At 67.9% G+C, this 20,993-nt stretch carries 18 protein-coding genes; 9 read left to right on the top strand and 9 right to left on the bottom strand.

Going from position 1 to position 20,993, the window contains the following annotated elements; translation table 11 throughout:
* Positions 1-105 precede the first annotated feature (105 nt).
* Positions 106-1,236 carry a DNA polymerase III subunit beta gene (gene dnaN / locus QMZ92_RS10410; RefSeq protein WP_283297035.1) on the bottom strand — a complete coding sequence of 377 codons (1,131 nt, stop codon included), beginning with the start codon at positions 1,234-1,236 and terminating at the stop codon, positions 106-108.
* Between the two features lie 1,106 nt (positions 1,237-2,342).
* Positions 2,343-4,112, bottom strand: coding sequence for a chromosomal replication initiator protein DnaA (dnaA, locus tag QMZ92_RS10415; RefSeq protein ID WP_283296965.1), 1,770 nt, complete (start codon positions 4,110-4,112; stop codon positions 2,343-2,345).
* Between the two features lie 383 nt (positions 4,113-4,495).
* Here dnaA and rpmH point away from each other — a divergent pair, with 383 nt between their 5' ends.
* The 9 genes from rpmH to QMZ92_RS10460 all read left to right on the top strand — a co-directional run bounded on the left by rpmH (position 4,496) and on the right by QMZ92_RS10460 (position 11,264).
* Positions 4,496-4,633: a 50S ribosomal protein L34 gene (gene rpmH, locus QMZ92_RS10420; protein WP_003956500.1), complete on the top strand. Its 138-nt coding sequence runs from the start codon at positions 4,496-4,498 to the stop codon at positions 4,631-4,633.
* A gap of 20 nt (positions 4,634-4,653) precedes the next feature.
* On the top strand, positions 4,654-5,025 hold the full coding sequence (rnpA, locus tag QMZ92_RS10425) for a ribonuclease P protein component (protein WP_138054200.1): 372 nt from the start codon (positions 4,654-4,656) through the stop codon (positions 5,023-5,025).
* Positions 5,022-5,348 (top strand): membrane protein insertion efficiency factor YidD, encoded by a 327-nt coding sequence (gene yidD, locus QMZ92_RS10430; RefSeq protein ID WP_109295069.1) that lies wholly within the window; start codon positions 5,022-5,024, stop codon positions 5,346-5,348. The genes rnpA and yidD overlap by 4 nt, the downstream gene beginning before the upstream one ends.
* Positions 5,349-5,351: 3 nt before the next feature.
* Positions 5,352-6,584 (top strand): membrane protein insertase YidC, encoded by a 1,233-nt coding sequence (gene yidC / locus QMZ92_RS10435; protein WP_283296966.1) that lies wholly within the window; start codon positions 5,352-5,354, stop codon positions 6,582-6,584.
* 14 nt (positions 6,585-6,598) lie between these two features.
* Positions 6,599-7,111 carry a Jag family protein gene (locus tag QMZ92_RS10440; RefSeq protein ID WP_283296967.1) on the top strand — a complete coding sequence of 171 codons (513 nt, stop codon included), beginning with the start codon at positions 6,599-6,601 and terminating at the stop codon, positions 7,109-7,111.
* A 104-nt stretch (positions 7,112-7,215) separates the two neighbouring features.
* Positions 7,216-7,932 (top strand): 16S rRNA (guanine(527)-N(7))-methyltransferase RsmG, encoded by a 717-nt coding sequence (rsmG, locus tag QMZ92_RS10445; RefSeq protein ID WP_138054203.1) that lies wholly within the window; start codon positions 7,216-7,218, stop codon positions 7,930-7,932.
* A 260-nt stretch (positions 7,933-8,192) separates the two neighbouring features.
* Positions 8,193-9,269, top strand: a complete 1,077-nt coding sequence (locus tag QMZ92_RS10450) for a ParA family protein (protein ID WP_138057579.1) — start codon at positions 8,193-8,195, stop codon at positions 9,267-9,269.
* Entirely contained in the window at positions 9,266-10,345 is a 1,080-nt protein-coding gene (locus QMZ92_RS10455) for a ParB/RepB/Spo0J family partition protein (RefSeq protein ID WP_283296968.1), read from the top strand. Before QMZ92_RS10450 ends, QMZ92_RS10455 begins: the two co-directional genes overlap by 4 nt.
* A 301-nt stretch (positions 10,346-10,646) precedes the next feature.
* Complete coding sequence (locus tag QMZ92_RS10460; protein ID WP_283296969.1) at positions 10,647-11,264, top strand: GNAT family N-acetyltransferase; 618 nt, start codon at positions 10,647-10,649, stop codon at positions 11,262-11,264.
* A gap of 88 nt (positions 11,265-11,352) precedes the next feature.
* Here QMZ92_RS10460 and trxA read toward each other — a convergent pair whose 3' ends face one another.
* The 7 genes from trxA to QMZ92_RS10495 form a co-directional block, all read right to left on the bottom strand.
* Positions 11,353-11,694 (bottom strand): thioredoxin, encoded by a 342-nt coding sequence (trxA, locus tag QMZ92_RS10465; protein ID WP_093655607.1) that lies wholly within the window; start codon positions 11,692-11,694, stop codon positions 11,353-11,355.
* Between the two features lie 44 nt (positions 11,695-11,738).
* Positions 11,739-12,701: a thioredoxin-disulfide reductase gene (trxB, locus tag QMZ92_RS10470; protein WP_283296970.1), complete on the bottom strand. Its 963-nt coding sequence runs from the start codon at positions 12,699-12,701 to the stop codon at positions 11,739-11,741.
* 120 nt (positions 12,702-12,821) lie between these two features.
* On the bottom strand, positions 12,822-13,739 hold the full coding sequence (locus QMZ92_RS10475) for an RsmA family anti-sigma factor (protein ID WP_283296971.1): 918 nt from the start codon (positions 13,737-13,739) through the stop codon (positions 12,822-12,824).
* On the bottom strand, positions 13,736-14,440 hold the full coding sequence (gene sigM, locus QMZ92_RS10480) for an RNA polymerase sigma factor SigM (RefSeq protein WP_283296972.1): 705 nt from the start codon (positions 14,438-14,440) through the stop codon (positions 13,736-13,738). Before sigM ends, QMZ92_RS10475 begins: the two co-directional genes overlap by 4 nt.
* 64 nt (positions 14,441-14,504) lie before the next feature.
* Positions 14,505-16,238 carry a protein kinase family protein gene (locus QMZ92_RS10485; RefSeq protein ID WP_283296973.1) on the bottom strand — a complete coding sequence of 578 codons (1,734 nt, stop codon included), beginning with the start codon at positions 16,236-16,238 and terminating at the stop codon, positions 14,505-14,507.
* A gap of 121 nt (positions 16,239-16,359) precedes the next feature.
* Entirely contained in the window at positions 16,360-18,573 is a 2,214-nt protein-coding gene (murJ, locus tag QMZ92_RS10490; RefSeq protein WP_283296974.1) for a murein biosynthesis integral membrane protein MurJ, read from the bottom strand.
* Positions 18,574-18,616: 43 nt separating this feature from the next.
* Entirely contained in the window at positions 18,617-20,941 is a 2,325-nt protein-coding gene (locus QMZ92_RS10495; RefSeq protein WP_283296975.1) for a DUF6049 family protein, read from the bottom strand.
* Positions 20,942-20,993 lie beyond the last annotated feature (52 nt).

Raw genomic sequence — 20,993 nt, forward strand, 5'->3', positions numbered from 1 at the left:
TCCGAGCCTACGCCGGGGCACGGGCACACACCTGTGGGGTCGAGCGCTCATAAGTACAGGCCAGACAAGGGCCGAAGCGGTCCGGGAGTCCGGCCGGACCGGGGCTCAGCCGCTGAGGCGCACCGGCATGATCAGGTACTTGTACGCCTCGTCCGCCTCCGCGTCCGCGGCGGGCTTGCCGCTGAGCAGCGCCGGCTTGGTGGAGGTGGTGAAGGAGAGCTGTGCGACCGGAGCGTCGATGGCGCTGAGCCCGTCCAGCAGGAACGTGGGGTTGAAGGCGATCGAGATGTCGTCGCCCTCCAACTGGGCGTCCACCCGCTCCACAGCCTGTGCGTCGTCGCTGGAACCCGCTTCCAGGATCAGCACGCCCTGCTCGAAGCTGAGCCGCACCGGGGTGTTCCGCTCGGCGACGAGGGCGACGCGCTTGACGGCCTCGACGAACGGGGCGGTCTCGATCACGGCGACCGAGTTGAACTCGGTGGGGAAGAGCGTCCGGTACTTCGGCAGGTCGCCTTCGAGCAGACGCGTGGTCGTACGCCGGCCGGCGCCCTCGAAACCGATCAGGCCCTCCCCGGCACCCGAGCCGGACAGCGCCAGCGTGACGGTGTCGCCGCTGGTCAGGGCCTTTGCGGTGTCGAGCAGGGTCTTGGCGGGCACCAGGGCGACCGCGGAGGCGTCCGGGGACTCCGGCTTCCACAGGAACTCGCGGACCGCAAAGCGGTAGCGGTCGGTGGAGGCCAGGGTGACGGTGTCCCCTTCGATCTCGATCCGCACGCCGGTGAGCACGGGCAGCGTGTCGTCGCGACCGGCGGCGATGGCGACCTGGGCGGCGGCCGAGGCGAAGACCTCGCCGGGGACGGTGCCGGTCGCGGTGGGCATCTGGGGCAGCGCCGGGTACTCCTCCACGGGAAGGGTGTGGAGCGTGAAGCGGGAGGAGCCGCAGACCACGGTCGCCCGTACACCGTCTGTGGAAATCTCCACCGGGCGGTTCGGGAGGGCGCGGCAGATGTCGGCGAGAAGGCGGCCGGAGACGAGGACCGTCCCGTCCTCCTCGACCTCGGCCTCGACCGAGACCCTGGCGGAGACCTCGTAGTCGAAGCTGGAGAAGCTGAGGGCGCCGTCCTCCGCCTTCAGAAGAAGGCCCGCGAGAACGGGCGCCGGCGGACGTGCCGGGAGGCTCCGGGCCACCCACGCCACCGCCTCCGCGAGTACATCGCGCTCCACCCGGATCTTCACCGGAACCGCCTCCTGCTGTTGCTCGCTCGCCCTGCCGGCCTTCTTCGGCACACGGCACCCCGACCGGTGGTGGGGGCCGATGCCGGAGAACAGTCTGACGCACTGCACCGACACTCGGTGCGGCTCGGGGTCAAGTCGGGACGAGAGGCTGCCGGAGCTCCGGCAGCGAGTTGTGCACAGGCCCCTCTTCGAAGCGAATTCCCCGGTATCTCTGAGTGGGAGTAGTAGTAGGGGCTGTGGAAACCGTGGATAACGCCATCCACGCAGGTCAGACCCTGATTTTTGTCCACGGGCCCTGTGGGCGGGAGCAGTGGACAACCGGGGCGCGCTGTGGACACCGGAAAGTTCTGCACACCCGATGCACAGGTCACAGGGACTTCTCCCCAGCACCGTCCCCAGCTTTACCCACGTTCCCCACAGCCCAACCCAGCGTCTTGGTGTGACGCCTTTCACTCGCTCCGGTGAGCTCGGGCGTTTCGTTGCCGAACAGTGGACAGGCGTGTGGAGAAGCTGTGGGCAACGCCGCCGTACCTGTGGGCCGGGTGGGGACAACGCGGATCCCACCCTGTGGACGGTCTGTGCGTCCACAGCCTGTGGAGCACGGTTGGACACAAATCCACACCCTGCTGACCTGCCATGATCAAGTCCAGTCCCACCGCTCCTGTGGACGCAATCTGGACAACTCACAGGTCCCCAGGCTGTGGACGGAAGATTCTTCCCACTTCTGTGGAGAACGGCCCCGCCGCGCCATCTATTCGAACAGCGTGAGGGCGTCAGGGTGTCGGCGGCCAGGAGGAGTCAGGAGGAGGAGGACGGGGCGGGAGCGGGCCGGATGCGGCGGGGCACGCCGGGAGCGGACGCCGAGGCGCCGGGCGGACTGCCCGCAGCCCGGCGCCTCGGCGTCCGTGCGGGGATCGGAGCCACACGGGCCCCGGCGGCGGCCGTGCATGCCGCCCGTCCGCCGCAGTACGGGGGCGGGTGCGGAAGGAAGCCGCGTCCATGCCGATCGGATCCTCGGGTGCTGCGGCAGCCCGCGGACGCCCGTTCGGGGTCGCGGCTTCCGGCCGGCGGGGTGTCCCGGGCGTCCGCGGCCGCGCCCGGTCTCTTCAGCCGTTCTTGATGCGGTTGGTGAGCTCGGTGACCTGGTTGTAGATGGAGCGTCGCTCGGCCATCAGCGCACGGATCTTCCGGTCGGCGTGCATCACCGTCGTGTGGTCCCGCCCGCCGAACTGTGCACCGATCTTCGGCAGCGACAGATCCGTGAGCTCCCGGCACAGGTACATGGCGATCTGACGCGCGGTCACGAGGACCCGGCTGCGTGAGGAACCACAGAGGTCCTCCACCGTCAGCCCGAAGTAGTCGGCGGTCGCCGCCATGATCGCGCCCGCGGTGATCTCCGGAGCGGTGTCCTCCCCGCCCGGGATGAGGTCCTTCAGGACGATCTCGGTGAGGCCGAGGTCCACCGGCTGCCGGTTCAGGCTCGCGAACGCCGTGACCCGGATCAGCGCGCCCTCCAGCTCGCGGATGTTCCGCGAGATCCGGGAGGCGATGAACTCCAGCACCTCCGGCGGCGCGTTGAGCTGTTCCTGTACCGCCTTCTTGCGCAGGATCGCGATGCGGGTCTCCAGCTCCGGCGGCTGGACGTCGGTGGTGAGACCCCACTCGAAGCGGTTCCGCAGCCGGTCCTCCAGGGTCATCAGCTGCTTGGGCGGCCGGTCGGAGGACAGCACGATCTGCTTGTTGGCGTTGTGGAGCGTGTTGAAGGTGTGGAAGAACTCCTCCTGCGTCGACTCCTTGCTCGCGAGGAACTGGATGTCGTCGACCAACAGGATGTCCACATCGCGGTAGCGCTTGCGGAAGGTGTCGCCCTTGCCGTCGCGGATCGAGTTGATGAACTCGTTGGTGAACTCCTCCGAGCTCACGTACCGCACCCGGGTGCCGGGATAGAGGCTGCGCGCGTAGTGCCCGATGGCGTGCAGGAGATGGGTCTTGCCGAGCCCCGACTCCCCGTAGATGAAGAGGGGGTTGTACGCCTTCGCCGGTGCCTCGGCCACCGCGACGGCGGCCGCGTGGGCGAACCGGTTGGACGCGCCGATGACGAAGGTGTCGAAGAGGTACTTGGGGTTGAGCCGGGCGTGCGGCTCACCAGGGCCCGGGGCCGGCGCGGGCTGCGCGCCGAGGGGACCGGGCGCGCCCGGAACCGGCGCTCCGCCCCCTGGACCGCCGTGCCGAGGGGCCCCGGGATCCGGGAGCTCGTGCCGGTCGTGGCGCTGGTGGTCGTACTGCCCGCGGTCGGGCATGGGCGAGCGGTAGTCGTGCTGCCGCTGCGAGGGGCGGGCCGTGGCGTAGGGGTCGCGCTCCTGGAAGCCGCCGAGCCGGGGCTGCTGCCAGGACAGGTCCTCCTGGGTGCGCGGCCAGGCACCGGGCTCCGGGCGCTGCTGGTACTCGGGATAGGCGGGGCGGGCGCCAGGCAGGCCGTCGCCGTCCCCGGACCGGTGGCCGTAGCTGTCGTAGGCGTCAGCGTGGCGCGGCTCGTCGTGCTGCGGGCCCTGGTAGCGGGAAGGCTGCTGCACGGGCGGTGCCGGCGCGGCGACGGGCTCGGCCACGGAGTCGTCGACGGTGATCGCGATCCGGATCGGGCGTCCGCACTCGCGGCTGAGGGTGTCGCTGATCAGCGGCGCCAGCCGACCTTCGAGTACGCGCTTGCCCCATTCGTTGGGGACGGCGAGGAGAGCGGTGTCGGCCACCAGCGCCAGCGGCTGGCAGCGTTCGATCCACTGCTTGTCCTTGGGCTCGATGCCCTGCTGGCCTTCTCCGAGAAGCTGTTCCAGCACGCGTGGCCACACTGCGGCAAGATCGGCAGGTACGTCAGCCACAAGGCACGCTCTCTCACAGGTCCCACGAATATGTGGTTCTCGGGACGGGTCGGTCAGGCCCGGCAGGCGGGTGGGAAAGGAATTCGAGTCCAGTCACGGTAGTCAGGGCGACCCGTACGGTTCAAGTTGTTGTCCACAGCCTGTGTACAGTCGGTGCCGCTGTGACCCTGGTTTGACCGGATGGCGTAGCCGCGCGTACCGTAACCAGGTCGAGTTGTCGATGGCTGCTGCCGCCTGCCTCCGATGGGCAAAGATCACGATCAGTAGATCACGATCGGTGATTGTGAAGCGGTGCACTCGGGCGTATTGCGAGCTACTCGTGGGCGCACGGTGACAGCCAGGCGATGCCCCGCCACCACACGAATCATTACTGGAGCCCCCGAGTGAGCAAGCGCACCTTCCAGCCGAACAACCGTCGTCGCGCGAAGACCCACGGCTTCCGGCTGCGGATGCGCACCCGTGCCGGCCGCGCGATTCTCGCGTCCCGCCGTAGCAAGGGTCGCGCCCGCCTGTCCGCCTGATCTGCAGCACAGGTCATGACGTGCTGCCTACCGAAAATCGGCTGAGGCGGCGCGAGGATTTCGCGACCGCGGTACGCCGGGGACGCCGGGCCGGACGCCCGCTTCTCGTCGTCCATCTTCGCAGCGGTTCAACGGACCCGCACGCGCCTGGGGAGAGCGCTTCCCCGACGCGTGCGGGTTTCGTCGTGAGCAAGGCGGTAGGTGGTGCGGTGGTGCGGAACCGGGTGAAGCGTCGGCTTCGCCACCTAATGCGCGAACGACTGTCCGAGCTGCCCCCCGGTAGCCTGGTGGTCGTACGGGCGCTGCCCGGAGCGGGCGACGCCGAGCATGCACAGCTGGCCCGAGACCTGGACGCCGCTCTCCAGCGGCTGCAGGGAGGGGGCGCGCGATGAAGTACCCGCTGCTGGCTCTGATCAAGCTGTACCAGTGGACGATCAGCCCGCTGCTGGGCCCCGTCTGCCGGTACTACCCGTCGTGCTCCCACTACGGGTACACCGCCATTGACCGGCATGGCGCGGTGAAAGGCACGGCACTGACTGCCTGGCGCATCCTGCGGTGCAACCCGTGGTCGCCCGGCGGTGTGGACCATGTCCCTCCCCGTAAACGACCTCGTTGGCACGAGCTGCTGCGCGACCACCTGCGCGGCGGCAAGGGCGGGCAACCCCCTGAGACCAGCCCGGCCGCAGAGACCTCGCCCAATGCTCAAGGAGCCTGATTAGTGGACACGATTGCCAGTCTCTTCAGCTTTATCACCACACCCGTCTCCTGGATCATCGTCCAGTTCCACAAGTTGTACGGGGCGATCTTCGGCCCGGACACGGGCTGGGCATGGGGACTGTCCATCGTGTCCCTGGTGGTGGTCATCCGTATCTGCCTGATCCCGCTCTTCGTGAAGCAGATTAAGTCGATGCGGAACATGCAGGCGCTCCAGCCCAAGATGAAGGCGATCCAGGAGCGCTACAAGAACGACCGACAGCGTCAGTCCGAAGAGATGATGAAGCTGTACAAGGACACGGGTACCAACCCGCTGTCCTCGTGCCTGCCCATCCTCGCGCAGTCGCCGTTCTTCTTCGCGCTGTACCACGTGCTGAGCAAGATCGCCTCGGGTGACACCATCGGCGTCCTCAACCAGGAACTGGTGAACAGCGCGCGCGAGGCCCACATCTTCGGTGCCCCGATCGCCGCGAAGTTCATGGACTCCGAGGAGAAGGTCGCGGCGCTCAGCGCCTCATTGACCGACGTCCGCATCGTCACCGCGATCATGATCGTCCTGATGTCCGCGTCCCAGTTCTACACACAGCGCCAGCTGATGCAGAAGAACGTGGACCTCACGGTCAAGACGCCGTACATGCAGCAGCAGAAGATGCTGATGTACATCTTCCCGTTGATCTTCGCCGTCACGGGTATCAACTTCCCGGTCGGTGTCCTCGTCTACTGGCTGACCACCAACGTGTGGACCATGGGCCAGCAGATGTACGTGATCAACCAGAACCCGACGCCCGGTTCCAAGGCGCAGGACAACTACCTGCAGCGTCTGCTGAAGAGCGTCAGCTCTCATGGCGAGGTTCGTGGTCGTCGCAGGCGTTCGGTCGTCCAGGCCATCGTGGCCAAGGGTGCGGACCGCAACGACAACGAGCGCAAGTTCATCGCCGGCCTGGCGAAGGCGGGTTTCGCGGCTCAGGCGGACGGCACCGTGCTCAAGAGCGACACGGTCACGGCGGATGCCGAAGGTGGTTCCGCCGCCCGGCGTCAGCAGCCCAAGCGTCAGAGCAAGGCCCAGCGCCAGTCGGGCGGTACCCCTCAGACGGGCGAGGCCAAGCCTTCGCTTGAGAAGCAGCAGGACACACCGCCGAAGCCGGCGGGCAAGAGCTCTCCCGGTACCCCTCGCCAAGCCAAGTCCGGACAGCGCAAGGGCTCGCAGCGGCCCAAGCACCCGTCGTCCAAGAAGTAAGAAGGAGTCCATCCGTGACGGAAGGCACCACCTCCGCCGCCGCTGAGGGTGGCGACACCCTGTCCCGCCTGGAGCAGGAGGGGGAGATCGCCGCTGACTACCTCGAGGGCCTGCTCGACATCGCCGATCTCGACGGCGACATCGACATGGACGTCGAGGCGGATCGGGCCTCGGTATCGATCATCAGCGATTCGGGCAGCCGTGACCTGCAGAAGCTCGTGGGCCGCGATGGTGAGGTGCTTGAGGCACTCCAGGAGCTGACCCGGCTCGCCGTGCACCGGGAGACCGGTGACCGCAGCCGCCTGATGCTGGACATCTCGGGTTTCCGCGCAAAGAAGCGTGCCGAACTCGCGGATCTCGGCGCCAAGGCCGCGGCTGAGGTCAAGAACACGGGTGAGCCCGTGAAGATGAAGCCGATGACCCCGTTCGAGCGGAAGGTCGTTCACGACGCGGTCGCGGCCGCCGGTCTGCGCAGCGAGTCCGAGGGCGAGGAGCCGCAGCGCTTCGTCGTCGTCCTCCCCGCCTGACCTGCAGCGTTCTGTCGGCCCCGTCTGTTCGCAGGCGGGGCCGAACTTTGTCAGCCTGATAATTCAGCCATTACAGCGCGGTGCGGTACGGAAGGACGGTTCCGGTGACGGAGGCAGCAGAGCTTCCCCAGGCGCCAGAAGAGGCGCGGACGGTATTCGGTGAGTTCTTCCCTGAGGCCGTCAGGTACGCGGAGCTGCTCGCGGATGCGGGAGTCAAGCGCGGCCTGATCGGCCCCCGTGAGGTGCCGCGACTGTGGGAGCGGCACCTGCTGAACTGCGCGGTGCTGTCCGAGGTCGTGCCGGAGGGGGTGACGGTGTGCGACGTGGGTTCCGGTGCGGGACTGCCGGGCATTCCGCTGGCCCTGGTCCGGCCCGATCTCAAGATCACCCTTCTGGAGCCGCTGCTGCGTCGTACGAACTTCCTGCAGGAAGTCGTGGAGCTGCTGGGCCTGGACCATGTCACGGTGGTGCGTGGCCGAGCCGAGGAAATGCTCGGCAAGCTACCCCCCGTGCATGTGGTCACCGCGCGTGCTGTGGCACCCCTGGACCGGTTGGCAGGTTGGGGCGTACCGCTGCTGCGGCCCTATGGGGAGATGCTCGCTCTCAAGGGCGACACCGCCCAGGAAGAGCTCGACGGGGCACGGGCGGCGCTGAGTAAGCTCGGCGTGGTGGAGACCTCCGTGGTTCAGGTGGGACAGGGAATCGTCGATCCCTTGTCCACGGTGGTCCGTGTCGAGGTCGGGGAGAGTCCGGGCGGGGTGCGGTTCGCTGCCAAGAGGGCAAAGGCTGCCCGCGCCGGCCGTGTCCGTCGTCGCCGCTGAGCTGTTCCGTCACTGCTGTCCGATTGCGGCGTTGCATCCCCGGTACGTACGCATTTCGGAGTGTCGTAACGATGTGACCCTGCGGTGTGTGCATCGTGTTTCACGTGAAACGTCGCTCACTGCTGCAGGGAATCATCAGCCGTGGCCGTGCGGCCGCCGCGCCACGTGACCGCAAGCCGCTCGCGAGGGTTACTGACTTGTCCACAGAGGTGGAATTCTCCACAGAACCACCGGCCTCGCTGGTTCGGGACCCCGAAACCATGGCAGGCTCTGTTCATCGCGAGCCTGAAGTCGAGGAGAGTGAATCCTTGCGGTCCGACGCCAACATCGCGGGACCGATGACCGATCCGGTCCCTGGTCCCCGTACCGAATCGGCGGGGGAGGATGTTTCACGTGAAACACCGCCGCCGATGGACGACACCCCCATTGGTCGTGCTGCCCAACTGGCGGTGGAGGCTCTGGGCCGTGCCGGTGAGGGTCTTCCCCGACCTGAGCAGACGCGCGTCATGGTCGTCGCCAACCAGAAGGGTGGGGTGGGCAAGACGACGACGACGGTCAATCTTGCCGCCTCGCTCGCGCTGCACGGTGCGCGTGTCCTTGTGATCGACCTCGACCCGCAGGGCAACGCATCCACGGCCCTGGGTATCGACCACCATGCGGAAGTACCCTCGATCTATGACGTCCTTGTCGAGAGCAAGCCGCTCTCCGACGTGGTCCAGCCGGTCCCGGACGTCGAGGGACTCTTCTGTGCCCCGGCCACCATCGATCTCGCCGGTGCGGAGATCGAGCTGGTGTCCCTGGTGGCACGGGAGAGTAGGCTGCAGCGCGCGATCCAGGCGTATGAACAGCCGCTGGACTACATCCTGATCGACTGTCCGCCGTCGCTCGGCCTGCTGACCGTCAATGCGCTCGTGGCGGGTGCCGAGGTGCTGATCCCGATCCAGTGCGAGTACTACGCGCTGGAGGGGCTGGGGCAGCTCCTGAGGAACGTTGACCTGGTGCGTGGACACCTCAACCCCGCGCTCCATGTCTCCACGATTCTGCTCACCATGTATGACGGTCGCACCAGGCTCGCCTCCCAGGTCGCGGAGGAGGTACGCAGCCACTTCGGCGATGAGGTGCTGCGAACGAGCATTCCGCGATCTGTCCGCATCTCCGAGGCGCCCAGCTATGGGCAGACCGTTCTCACCTACGATCCGGGCTCCAGTGGCTCGCTGTCGTATCTTGAGGCTGCCCGTGAGATCGCACTGCGCGGTGTGGGGATCCACTATGAAGCCCATCCCGCCCATGTGCTCAGCCAGAACAGTCAGCAGAGTTTGTCGGAGGGGATCCAGTGAGCGAGCGACGTAGAGGTCTGGGGCGTGGGCTCGGTGCACTGATCCCGGCAGCTCCACAGGAGAGGCCGGGTCCTTCGGATGCGGGAGCAGGCTCCCCGGTTCTGACGACGGACCGCGGTGTGGCCGCGGCCAAGGTCACCACGCTGCCTGCCGGCCTTCTCACGCCGGAGCAGCGTGCGGCCGAGCCGGAGTCGGAGGCCCTCTCCGAACCTGGCCCGGCCGGTGCGCACTTCGCCGAGGTGCCGCTGGACGCCATCGCTCCGAACCCTCGGCAACCGCGCGAGGTGTTCGACGAGGACGCGCTCGCTGAGTTGGTGACCTCCATCAAGGAAGTGGGTCTTCTTCAGCCGGTCGTCGTACGGCAACTGGGAACCGAGCGGTACGAGCTCATCATGGGAGAGCGTCGCTGGCGCGCCTGCCGAGAGGCGGGCCTCGAGCGCATCCCTGCGATCGTGCGGGCAACCGACGACGAGAAGCTTCTTCTGGACGCGCTCCTGGAGAATCTCCACCGGGCCCAGCTGAACCCGCTGGAAGAGGCGGCCGCCTATGACCAGTTGTTGAAGGACTTCAACTGCACCCACGACCAGCTGGCCGACCGGATCGGACGCTCGCGTCCTCAGGTTTCCAACACACTGCGACTGCTCCGTCTCTCCCCTCCCGTGCAGCGACGGGTGGCGGCCGGCGTGCTGTCCGCCGGTCATGCCAGGGCACTGCTCTCGGTGGAGGACTCGGAGGAGCAGGACAAGCTGGCCCACCGCATCGTGGCCGAGGGACTCTCGGTGCGAGCCGTGGAGGAGATCGTGACCCTGATGGGGTCCCGTCCGAAGAGCACGCCGAAGTCCAAAGGCCCTCGTGCCGGCGCCCGCCTGTCCCCCGCGCTCACCGATCTCGCATCCCGTCTCTCTGACCGCTTCGAGACCCGAGTGAAGGTCGACCTCGGTCAGAAGAAGGGCAAGATCGTCGTAGAGTTCGCCTCGATAGAGGATCTCGACCGCATCCTCGGCACGCTCGCCCCGGGTGAGGGACGGGTCATGGAGAAGGGACTCTCCGAGGAGGCCGAGGAAGAGCAGGTCTGAGACTTCGCCTCAGCCGATCAGGGCGGGTCGTGTCCAATTCCCAGCGGACACGATCCGCCCTTTGCCGTCTCACAGTAGGCGTGTCCCCGCTGGGTGGATACGATGCGTTCTGGTATGACGCATCCACCTTGCACCATCTCAGAGGAAGGCGAGCCATGCGATCGGTGAGCCGCGGCCACCTATTGACAGCCGGACTGGGCATTGGCGCGGTCGGCGGATTCATCGGCAGCCTACTCCGGGAGCGGAGTGAGCTGTCCGCTGCTCTTGGCGCGGCAGTCCAAGGAAGTGAGGAACAGCCTTCATGGGCCGTCGGCTCGTCCCGCTCACGCTGGACAACCTTTCAGACCTCCCCAAGCGCTGCCGAGCCTGTGTCTTCTGGGAGCTTGACCCAGTCAGCGGAGAAGCAGCAGTAAAGGCGGGCAGACCCGAGCTGGAGAAGGAGGCCTGGATCTCGGCCGTCCTGCTCGAGTGGGGATCGTGCGGCCGTGTCGTCTACGTCGACGAGGTGCCCGTCGGATTCGTGCTCTACGCCCCACCCGCCTACGTTCCGCGTTCGACCGCCTTCCCCACCAGTCCGGTCTCCTCCGATGCCGTACAGCTGATGACCGCATGGATCACTCCCGGCTACCAGGGGCAGGGACTGGGGCGAGTGATGGTGCAGACAGTCGCCAAGGATCTGCTTCGTCGGGGCTTCAAGGCGATCGAGGCGTTCGGGGACGCTCGCTGGACCGAGCCGGCCTGTGTGCTGCCGGCCGATCATCTCTTGGCGGTCGGCTTCAAGACCGTCCGCCCACATCCCACCTATCCCCGACTGAGGCTGGAGCTGCGTACGACGCTCTCCTGGAAGGAGGACGTGGAGCTGGCTCTCGACCGGCTTCTGGGCGCGGTACAGAAGGAGCCGGCTCTGCGACCGCTGTAGGTGTTCCGGGGAGCGACGGACGCAGAGACCCCGAATGGGCCAACCCGCTGGGGTTGGCCCATTCGTGTTTCACGTGAAACAAAGGGTGTCAGGCCTTCGTGACCTCATCGCCGATGAAGGCATCGAGCTCACGGACGAGCATGGCCTTAGGCTTGGCGCCGACGATCGTCTGGGCGACCTCACCGTTCTGGTACACGTTCAGCGTCGGGATGGACATGACGCCGTACTTGGCGGCCGTGGCCGGGTTCTCGTCGATGTTGAGCTTGACGACCTCGAGCTTCTCGCCGTGCTCGGCAGCGATAGCCTCCAGCGAAGGAGCGATCTGGCGGCACGGCCCGCACCACTCGGCCCAGAAGTCGACGAGCACGGGCTTGTCGCTCTTGAGGACTTCCTCTTCGAAGGTCGCATCGGTCACGGTCTTGAGGGCCACGGTGGACTCCTTACCTTGCAGGGTGGGGTGGGAACGAGAGGGTGTCAGACGGTCGCTGCCGCGGACTTCTCCTCGTCCGCGAGGGCAGCGAGGAAGCGCTCGGCATCCAGGGCGGCGGAGCAGCCGGTACCCGCAGCGGTGATGGCCTGCCGGTAGGTGTGGTCGACCACGTCGCCGGCGCCGAAGACACCGGTGAGGTTCGTTCGCGTCGACGGAGCATCCACCCGCAGATAGCCCTCCTCGTCCAGCTCCAGCTGACCCTTGAAGAGCTCGGTGCGAGGGTCGTGGCCGACGGCGATGAACAGTCCTGTGACCGGCAGCTCGCTCGTCTCGCAGGTCTTGGTGTTGCGCAGGGTCAGGCCTGTGAGCTTCTGCTCGCCGTGGATCTCTGCCACTTCGCTGTCCCAGGCGAACTTGATCTTCGGGTCGGCGAAGGCCCGCTCCTGCATGGCCTTGGAGGCACGGAGGCTGTCACGACGGTGGACGATGGTGACGGACTTGGCGAAGCGTGAGAGGAAGGTGGCTTCCTCCATCGCGGTGTCGCCGCCACCGACGACCGCGATGTCCTGGTCCTTGAAGAAGAAGCCGTCACAGGTGGCGCACCACGAGACACCACGTCCCGAGAGGGTGTCCTCGTTCGGCAGGCCGAGCTTCCGGTGCTGTGAACCGGTGGTGACGATGACGGCCTTGGCACGGTGCACCGTACCGGCGGTGTCCGTCACGGTCTTGATCTCGCCTGCCAGATCGACGGCCACGACATCGTCCGGAACCAGCTCAGCGCCGAAGCGCTCAGCCTGTGCCCGCATGTTGTCCATGAGATCCGGGCCCATGATCCCGTCGCGGAAACCGGGGAAGTTCTCCACATCGGTGGTGTTCATCAGCGCGCCACCGGCGGTCACGGCACCCTCGAACACCAGCGGGTTCAGCGACGCACGCGCGGTGTACAGCGCGGCCGTGTAGCCGGCCGGCCCGGAGCCGATGATGATCACGTTACGGACGTCGCTCACGGGTTTCTTCCTCGTCTCTGCAGACTGCTGCCTACTGGGGCCGGTCAACGACTCTCACCCCACCCAACGGATCCTACGGGGCATGCATTCCCGCCATGGCCGAGCGGCACGGAGGCTGTTTCAGGGGCGAGCGTAGGCATGAGTCAGCAACAGCTCGCCCTTGCTTGCGGGGGCCGTTTCCACACACGCCGCCGCCACTACATATGCCTGTACGCGGGAGGCGTCCTCGGCGTGCGGCAGCAACACGAGAAAGGCCGGGGTGCCCTCGAAAGTACCCTGATCGACCGCGATCGCCGCGTCGGTGCGGCCCGTGCCCTTCTGGACACAGGGAGGCACCGGAACGTCCGGCGAGCGCAGGGGGGTGGCTTCCGAGTCGACGGAGGCGTCCTTCTCCAGCCGGGGCCCGGTTGCCGTCCATCCCCCGGAGTCCTGGGGAGCCCCCTCGGAGGACAGCAGTGAGTGCACCCGTGTCTGCAGAGTCGCCGCCGTGAAGTCATGACCGCCCGACGCGGTGCTCGCGGCGGCGTCCGCCTTCCTCTCGGAGGTGTCGTTGCTCGGGCCTCCGAGAGTCTGCAGCAGCACCACACTCAGGCCGACGGCGGCAGCGCTGAATGCGGCAGTGACCACGGTGACGCGCCGCCGTCGACGGGACGAGGGGGCGCGGCCCGGTCCCGTGGCCGCACGGGCGCGTCCCGCGGGGCGATCGGTCGCCGAGGTCTCGGGGCGCTGTGCCGTGGGCGCTGTTTCACGTGAAACGTCGGTCGGCTCATCAGCCGGGGCAGTGGCATTCAGCAGAGCCTCGGCCGCCAACGCCGCGTCGATACGGCCGGCGATATCGGCGGGCATGCGCTGCGGGCCGGGCAGGGTGCCGAGCAGGCCGCGGATCTCCTCCAGTGAGGTGCGCACGTCGGCACACAGATCGCAGGCTTCGAGATGCTTCCTCACGGCCGCTTGGCGGGTCGGCGGGAGAAGTCCCTCGGCGAGATCGGCGATCTCGGATACCTCCGGGTGCTGAGCCGTGCCGGTCGTGGAGGTCACGTGCGTCCACCTCCGCCCTTCACAGCAGCAGGACCATTCGGCCCCGCGTCCCTTTCTCCGGTCGCCGGTGGGACGGATGTCCCAGGCGTCCGGTTCCTTCCCCCGTCGGGGACGCCGTTATCCCTCGTATCACCGCGTAGATGCCTGAGTAGAGGAACCAGGCGGGCACGGCCGCGGGCGCATCTGCTTTTCACGGTGCCCGTCGGGACGTCCAGCACACGGGCTGCCTCCGCAACCGGGTATCCCTGCATATCGACCAGCACCAGCGCGGCACGCTGGTCGACGGGAAGCGTGGCGAGCGCCGCCAGGAGCTCGCGATGGAGGTCCTGGCGCTCTGCGGGCGCCTCGGCGGACTCATGGGGCTCGAGGAGCTGTTCCAGCCGCTCGGTGTCGTCCACCGGCGAGGTCTTGCGGGACGCCGCTTTGCGGGCCCGGTCGAGACAGGCGTTGACGGTGATGCGGTGCAGCCAGGTCGTCACGGCGGATTGTCCCCGGAACGTGTGGGCGGCCCGGAAGGCGGAGACGAAAGCGTCCTGTACGGCGTCCGCCGCTTCCTCCCGGTCCCCCAGTGTGCGCAGGGCCACCGCCCAGAGCCGATCGCGGTGGCGCCGTACGAGCTCACCGAAGGCATCCGGATCCCCGGCGACGTGCTGGGCCAGCAAGTCCTGGTCACTGACGTTGCCGAGCGTGTGGTCCTCCATCGACGCCTTCCCTCCCCAGCCACCGCGAACACGACCGGCGACGGTGCGCTGGCCCTTGCAGGCATCAGCCCAGGACGTTGATCTCCGAGATTCCGCCCCTGTAACGGTCCGATGAGCCTGCCGCGGGAAGCTCGGTCACGTGGATCAGCACGTACCGGGTGCGCGTCGGGCGCTCCAGTGTTTTCTTCATCTGCTCGCCGACCTTCTCGGACTGGCTGAGCCGCTGTGAGAAATCGCCGAGGGATGTCGGACTCGATGCGTTCTCGTCGGCAGCGAGCACCTCTACCGTCTGCCCGCTGGTGGACATGGCAATGTCGAACCCGGTGACGGTTTGTACGGATCCTAGATCAACGACTATGCCGCTGCCGTCCTTGCGCGTCGGCAGGTTTCCGAAGTTCGGATAACCCAGGTACTCGGGCGTGATCCACGCGGTGTCCGTCTTGCCGTCCACTGCCAGCGGTACCTGATCCTCTTGGATCCCTGTACCGCCGGGCATGAACTCCGTCGCACCGGTGATCTTCAGCGGCTTCCCCGGAGAGGTGGGCCGCTTGTCGTCCTTGTCATCGCCGCCCGCGGTCTGGGTCGTGCCCTTGGGGTCGCCCCCCGAAGGGCTCCGGTTGTCCAGCAGCTTGTCGGCGATCTGCCAACTACCCAGTCCCAGTGCGGCGATGAGCAGAGCTGACACCGTCCACTTCAGGAGCTTGCCGGTGCGGCTCTCCAGGGGCGCCGGCGGGACCACCACCGGCTGCGTCAGACCGCCGCCGGGGTGGGCCGCCGTACGGCCGTATGTGCCCTGTTGGTACGTGGTGCGCTGGTATTCCGGCGGGGCGGTGAAGGCCGGCTCCGGCGGGCGGATGCGGGGCATTGCCGCCACCGCCTTGGTGAGCTCGTCCGGAGTGGTGCAGGGCGGCTCCTGGCGGGATGCGGTGGCCCCGTCATTGACCAGGGCACGCATGGCCAGCTCGGACAGTCCGCGGTGGACGCCCGCACGTACCTGGTCGGGGGCAATCAGCCCGACGCCCTTGGGAAGCCCGGAGAGGCCGTACGCGTCGCTCTCGTAGGGCCACCGCTGAGTCAGCGCGGCGTACAGCAGAGCCCCGATCGCCTCGGTGTCCGTCCGCTGCGGCCGGTCGGCGCTGATGCCCCGCAGGGCAGCGTTCACGGCAAGGCCGCGGATCCTGTACTGCCCCGTGGAGCTGCGGAGTACGGCGCCGGGGGTGAGCCTCAGATGGGCGAGCCCCTCCCGATGGGCCGCTGCCATGGCCTGGGAGAGCTGGCTCACCAACTGGTAGGCGTCATGGGCCTCCATCGGCCCTGCGGCGAGCAGCGCGGTGAGCTCGGTCGCGTCGGGCAGCCACTCGTGCACGACGTAGACGAGGTCGTTCTCCTCGACGGCGTCCAGCACCTGAACGAAACGGGGGTCGCCCAGCAGAGCCGCCGACCGGGCCGCGGCCAGCACGGACCGAGCCCGGGGGTGGTCGGCAGGCAGAATGTGCACGCCGACGGCGCGGCGCAGTTTCTCGTCGACAGCACGCCAACTGCTGAATCCGTCCAGACGGGTGACGCACTCCTCGAGCCGGTAGCGTCTGGCGAGTTTATGGCCGCTGTGCAGTTCGGGAGCGCTGATGGCCGACTGCTCCCGGGTCTTCCGTTCGCCGCCCGTGTCCTGAGCGCCCTGCTCCGCCGCTTCGTCGGCGTGCGCCTCCCCGTCGGTCGCGGCCTTGTCCGCCTGGGCGGCCAGCGGGTCGTCACCGCTGTTGTCGGCCACGTCGACGGCAGCCGTGCTACGTTCCGCCACCGTCGTTCCCTGCCTCCCCATCCGTTGCGCCAAATCCAACAGCCATGCCAATTGTGCCCACAGTCCGCTGCTATGCACGACACACGGTGGCGGACGATGGTTGTGCTGGGACGGCCGGTCCCTACCGACCGAGTCGGCCGCGCACCATGCCGACCAGGGTGTTGAGCTCCTGGATCCTCATCCTTCTCGCCGCTACGAAGAAGACTCCGAGCAGGATCGCACCACCCGCGACGAGTGCGACGAGCGATCCGAGCGCGCCCTCGCCGAAGGCCTTCAGCACGAAGTAGCCCACGGCGCCAGCCGCCGCGGCCGCCGGCACGGATGCCAGGCACAGCCGGGCGTAGGTGCGCACCACCTGGGTGCCGTCGAGGTCGCCGCCCAGCCTGTTCCGCAGCCGCCGCCAGGCGACCCCGACGCCGACCGCGTACGCGAGGCCGTAGGAGCCGGCCATGCCGACCACGGCCCACCGGGCCGGAAGGAGGAAGTAGCAGGCAGCCGAGGCGGCTGCGTTCACCGCGGCCACGATCACGGTGTTGTAGAAGGGCGTGCGGGTGTCCTCGTAGGCGTAGAAGCCGCGGAGGACCACGTACTGGACCGAATAGGGGATCAGACCGAGGCCGAACGCCATCAGGATGAAGCCCATCGAGCGGGCCGCCTCGGTGCCCGCCGACGCGTACAGCAGGGTGCACATGGGGACGCCCAGCGCCAGGAAGGAGAACGCGACCGGCACGATCGCGACCGCCGAGTTCCGCAACCCCTGGGAGATGTCGTCGCGGACCGCGCCGGGGTCGTCGTCGTGTGCGGCTCGGGAGATCCTCGGGAGCAGAGCCGCCATCACCGACACGGTGATGATCGCCTGCGGCATGCCCCAGATCAGCTGGGCGTTCGAGTAGGCGAGGAATCCCGCTCCGTCCTTGCCGGACGCCGCACCGGCGGCGGTGGAGAGCTGGGTGACCACGAGCACGCCGGCCTGGTTGGCGAGGACGAACAGCACCGTCCACTTGGCGAGCCTGACGGTCTTCCCCAGGCCCTGGCCCTTCCAGTCGAAGCGGGGGCGGAAACGGAAACCCGTCTCTCTGAGGTACGGAATCATCGCGAGAGCCTGGACGACGAGACCGAGCAGGGTTCCGATGGCCAGCAGCCGCACGCCTTCCGGCGGGATCGTCCGGACGCTCATCTGCGACTCGGCGAAGCTGCCGTAGACCCAGATGAACAGGCCGAAGGTGAAGATGATGACGATGTTGTTGAGGACCGGCGTCCACATCATCGCGCCGAACCTGCCGCGGGCATTCAGGATCTGCCCCATGACCACGTGCACACCCATGAAGAAGATCGTGGGCAGGCAGAAACGGGCGAAGGTGACGGCGACGCTGTTCGCCGGGGGATTGCCGGCGATCGTCGGCGACAGGGCCTTGATCAGCAGCGGGGCCGCGAACACGGCGATGAGGACGATCGCGCCGAGGGCGACCATGACGAGGGTCAGCAGCCGGTTGGCATACGCCTCCCCGCCATCCTCGTCGTTCTTCATGGCCCGGACGAGCTGCGGGACGAACACCGAGTTCAGTCCGCCACCCACCGTGAGGATGTAGATCATCGTCGGCAGGGTCAGGGCGATCGTGTAGGAGTCACCGAGCAGTGCGGCGCCGAGCGCAGCGGTGATCACCAGGCTGCGGACGAAACCGGTGAGGCGGGACACCATGGTTCCGGCGGCCATGACGGCGCTGGATTTCAGCAGGCTGGAGGCCCGGCCGCCGCCCCCCTTCCGAGCGGCGGGCACAGGGGCGGGCTCCGGATCCCGATCAGGTTCGGCGGGGGCCGTGGTGCGCCCGGTGGTCTGCTGGTCCCGGTAGAGGTGGGCGAATGCGTCGGGCTCCGACTTGTCCTCGCCGGCCCTGGTCACCAGGTCGTCCACACCGGTGAACTGCACGGTCCGCGCATCGTCCCCATAGGGCAGATGACGGGACGGGCCGTCCGGCTCGGGCGGCGGGGTCTGGGCCCAGATCCGGGGGTCGGGAGCGTGCTGCTGAGCCGGAGGTTGCTGGTACAGCGGCTGAGACTGCTGAACGCTGCCCGGCGGTGGTGGGGGGTGCGCGGCACGGTCGTAGAGCGCCTCCGACACGGGATCCTGGGCTGAGAGATCACGGGACCGGTACGGATCGTGGTCGTACGCGTCCTGGATGTACGGGTCGTCGGGCGCCTCGCCGGCCTGCGGCGGCACCTGGGCCGTCGATGGCTGCTCCGCCTGCTGAGGGCCGTGCGAGGGGTACGGAGCGCCCGAGGAGGGCGCGGTGCCGTCCGCGCCCTGCCCGCGGTCACCGTCGTACGGCGCGTTCATGGTTACCCCACCTCATCGTCCGGCCCGCTGGCCACGACATCGCTCAACGGTCCACCTTCTCACCCGCACCCGACGGGTCGGCGTTTTCCGGTCCGGTGTCCGGTGTCGGGTCACTCGGCTGCGCCGGAGTGACGGGCACCGCGCTGTAGTGGGCCTCATCAGCCGCTTCGCCTGTGGTGGCAGCTTCCCGGGCCGCTGCCCGCTTGCGCTGGGTGTACATCCTGACGCCTGCGAGGACGAGCAGGAGCACACCGCCGGCAATGACAAGCATCACGGTCGGAGTGATCTCGGAAGCCTTGACCGTGAAGGTCATCGGTCCGCCGTACAGCTTGCCGTCCTCGGTGTACAGCTGGGCCGTGACCTGGACCGGACCGTTGGCGTTGGCGGCCGCCGTGAACTTCACCGACTGGCTGTGCCCGCCGTTGATCTTGATGGGCTGTTCGGCGACCACACTGCCGTCGTCGAGCTTGAGCCGGGTCGGGTTCGAGGACTTCAGCCGGAGGACGAGATTGTCGACCCCCTGGACCAGCTTGTTCTGCACCGTCACGGGAATCGTGGCGCTGCGGCCCGACAGGGTCAGAGCCGACTTCTGGATCAGCCGCACCTCGGTGGTGAGGTCCTCCAGGTAGCTCTGCACTCCGTTGCGGTACTGGGCAGCCACACCAGCCTTACCGCGCCAGGACGTGGACATCTCGCGGTTGATCGCGTTGCCGAACGGGGTCACGACCCGGTCCGGGGACGTGAGGATGACCTTGAAGTTGTCCAGTGTCTCCTGCGTGCTCTTGATGTCCTGGAAGGTCTGGACGGGCAGCTCGCGGGCCCTGAGCTTCTTCGGGTACTGGGATGCGGCCGGCACCCGGGTCGTGGCGTCGGGGTCGGGCTTGGCCTCGGCGGCCCCGATCAGATCCAGCGGTTGGGTCCAGCGCTGGCCGGCCAGTCCCTGCAGCGCCTTGGCCATCGTCTGTGCCTGGCTTGCCGTCGGCATCCGCTGAGGAGCGACCACGATGCTGCGCTGGGCGTCCGGTGCCTGCCGCGTGAGAGCCAGTGACTGGGCCAGGAACTGCTGGACCGCGAGAGTGGAGGTACCGGCCTTGCTCAGGTCCCCGTAGAAGGCCTTGGAGAGCCGTGCGTCCGCGACCACGGCCGTCGTGCCACCGCCGATGGGGCGTGCGGCGGAAGGCGTGTACGAGACCGGTCCGGTCTCCTTGAGGCTGTCGCTGCGGGCGATGATGTTGTGGGCGCCCGCAGAGGTGGCGACGTCGACGATCGACGGATCGACGGCGCCTTCCACAGGCCAGGCGAAGTCCGTCGACGGCTTCACGTGGAGGACGGTCTCCACCGTCGTCTCCGCCACCGCCGTCGCCGGCTGCAGATGGCTGAGCGAACCGGAGACGTCCTTGCCGCGGTGTGCGAGGGACGCCAGGTCGGGGTCAGCGAACGGAAGCGCGACGACCTGCCGGTCCTGGACCACCTTCTCCAGGGAGCTCAGCCACTGCTTGGCCACGGCCTGGTTCCGGCCCGGCACGGTGTCCCCCGTCTCCGTCCTGACCTCGTAGTTCCTGGTCATCGCATCGACCGTGGCGAGCAGATCCGGATCGATGACCCAGGTGATGGGGAGCTGACTTCCGAGCGAGACGAGCTGATCCAGCCGACCCCCGGGTGCGAGTTCGGCGGCGAGCGCGTCGTTCTCGAAGACCGGGGTCTGCTGTTCGTCCGATCCGGTCTCCGCCGACAGGTGGGTGGTGGAGATCAAGGGCCAGAGGAAGGTGAGCTGGGTCCTCTTGCCCACGGACTCCGGCTGCCAGGGGAGGAAGGTGCGCTCGATACCGAGCACCTGGTCGTAGGAGTCGCCGGCGGCCTGCCCGGAGAGCGACACACCCAGCTGGTAGACCCCAGCCTCGTCCAGCTTCAGCTTGCTGACCGGGACGGTGAGCGTGAAGTCCTCGCTGATCCCGGTGGCGAGCCGGTCGATCTTGACGCTGTACGGACCGCCGAGTGCTTTGGCGTCGGCCCCCGGGGTGTAGCCGGTGGCCTTCGAGACCTCGTCGATGTCAGGACGGCCCGACAGGCGAGGTCCGACGCGCAGGTCGACCTCTGCGTCGGTGATGGTCTTCTTGCCCTTGTTGGTGACGGTGCCCGAGATGGTGAGCGTGTCGTCTTTCACAGGGGCGCTGGGAGAGAGGCTGTTCAGCGCGACATCGACGGTGTCGGCGTCGCTCGCCCTGCTCGCGGCGTGCGTGGCCGGTGCCGCCGGCAGGTACAGCAGTCCGGCGAGCAACGGAGTCCCCGCGAGGAGGGCGGCTGCGCGCCGCAGCCACCGGCGGGCAGGAGAGGGAGCCATCCCCTGGAATTCTGCCGCCTCGGCCACGCGCTCGTCCGTCCCTCGTCGTCTCTTGCCGTTGGTGGGTGTCGCTAGGTGC

Source organism: Streptomyces sp. HNM0645 (assembly GCF_030056615.1).
GTDB classification, from domain to species: domain Bacteria; phylum Actinomycetota; class Actinomycetes; order Streptomycetales; family Streptomycetaceae; genus Streptomyces; species Streptomyces marianii.

What these genes read in the sequence shown, in the direction of transcription:
- yidD (WP_109295069.1), top strand. Translation starts at nt 5,022, where the DNA reads ATGAAGTACCCGCTGCTGGCTCTGATCAAGCTGTACCAGTGGACGATC.
- QMZ92_RS10450 (WP_138057579.1), top strand. Translation starts at nt 8,193, where the DNA reads ATGGCAGGCTCTGTTCATCGCGAGCCTGAAGTCGAGGAGAGTGAATCC.
- QMZ92_RS10460 (WP_283296969.1), top strand. Translation starts at nt 10,647, where the DNA reads ATGGGCCGTCGGCTCGTCCCGCTCACGCTGGACAACCTTTCAGACCTC.
- sigM (WP_283296972.1), bottom strand. Translation starts at nt 14,440, where the DNA reads ATGGAGGACCACACGCTCGGCAACGTCAGTGACCAGGACTTGCTGGCC.
- murJ (WP_283296974.1), bottom strand. Translation starts at nt 18,573, where the DNA reads ATGAACGCGCCGTACGACGGTGACCGCGGGCAGGGCGCGGACGGCACC.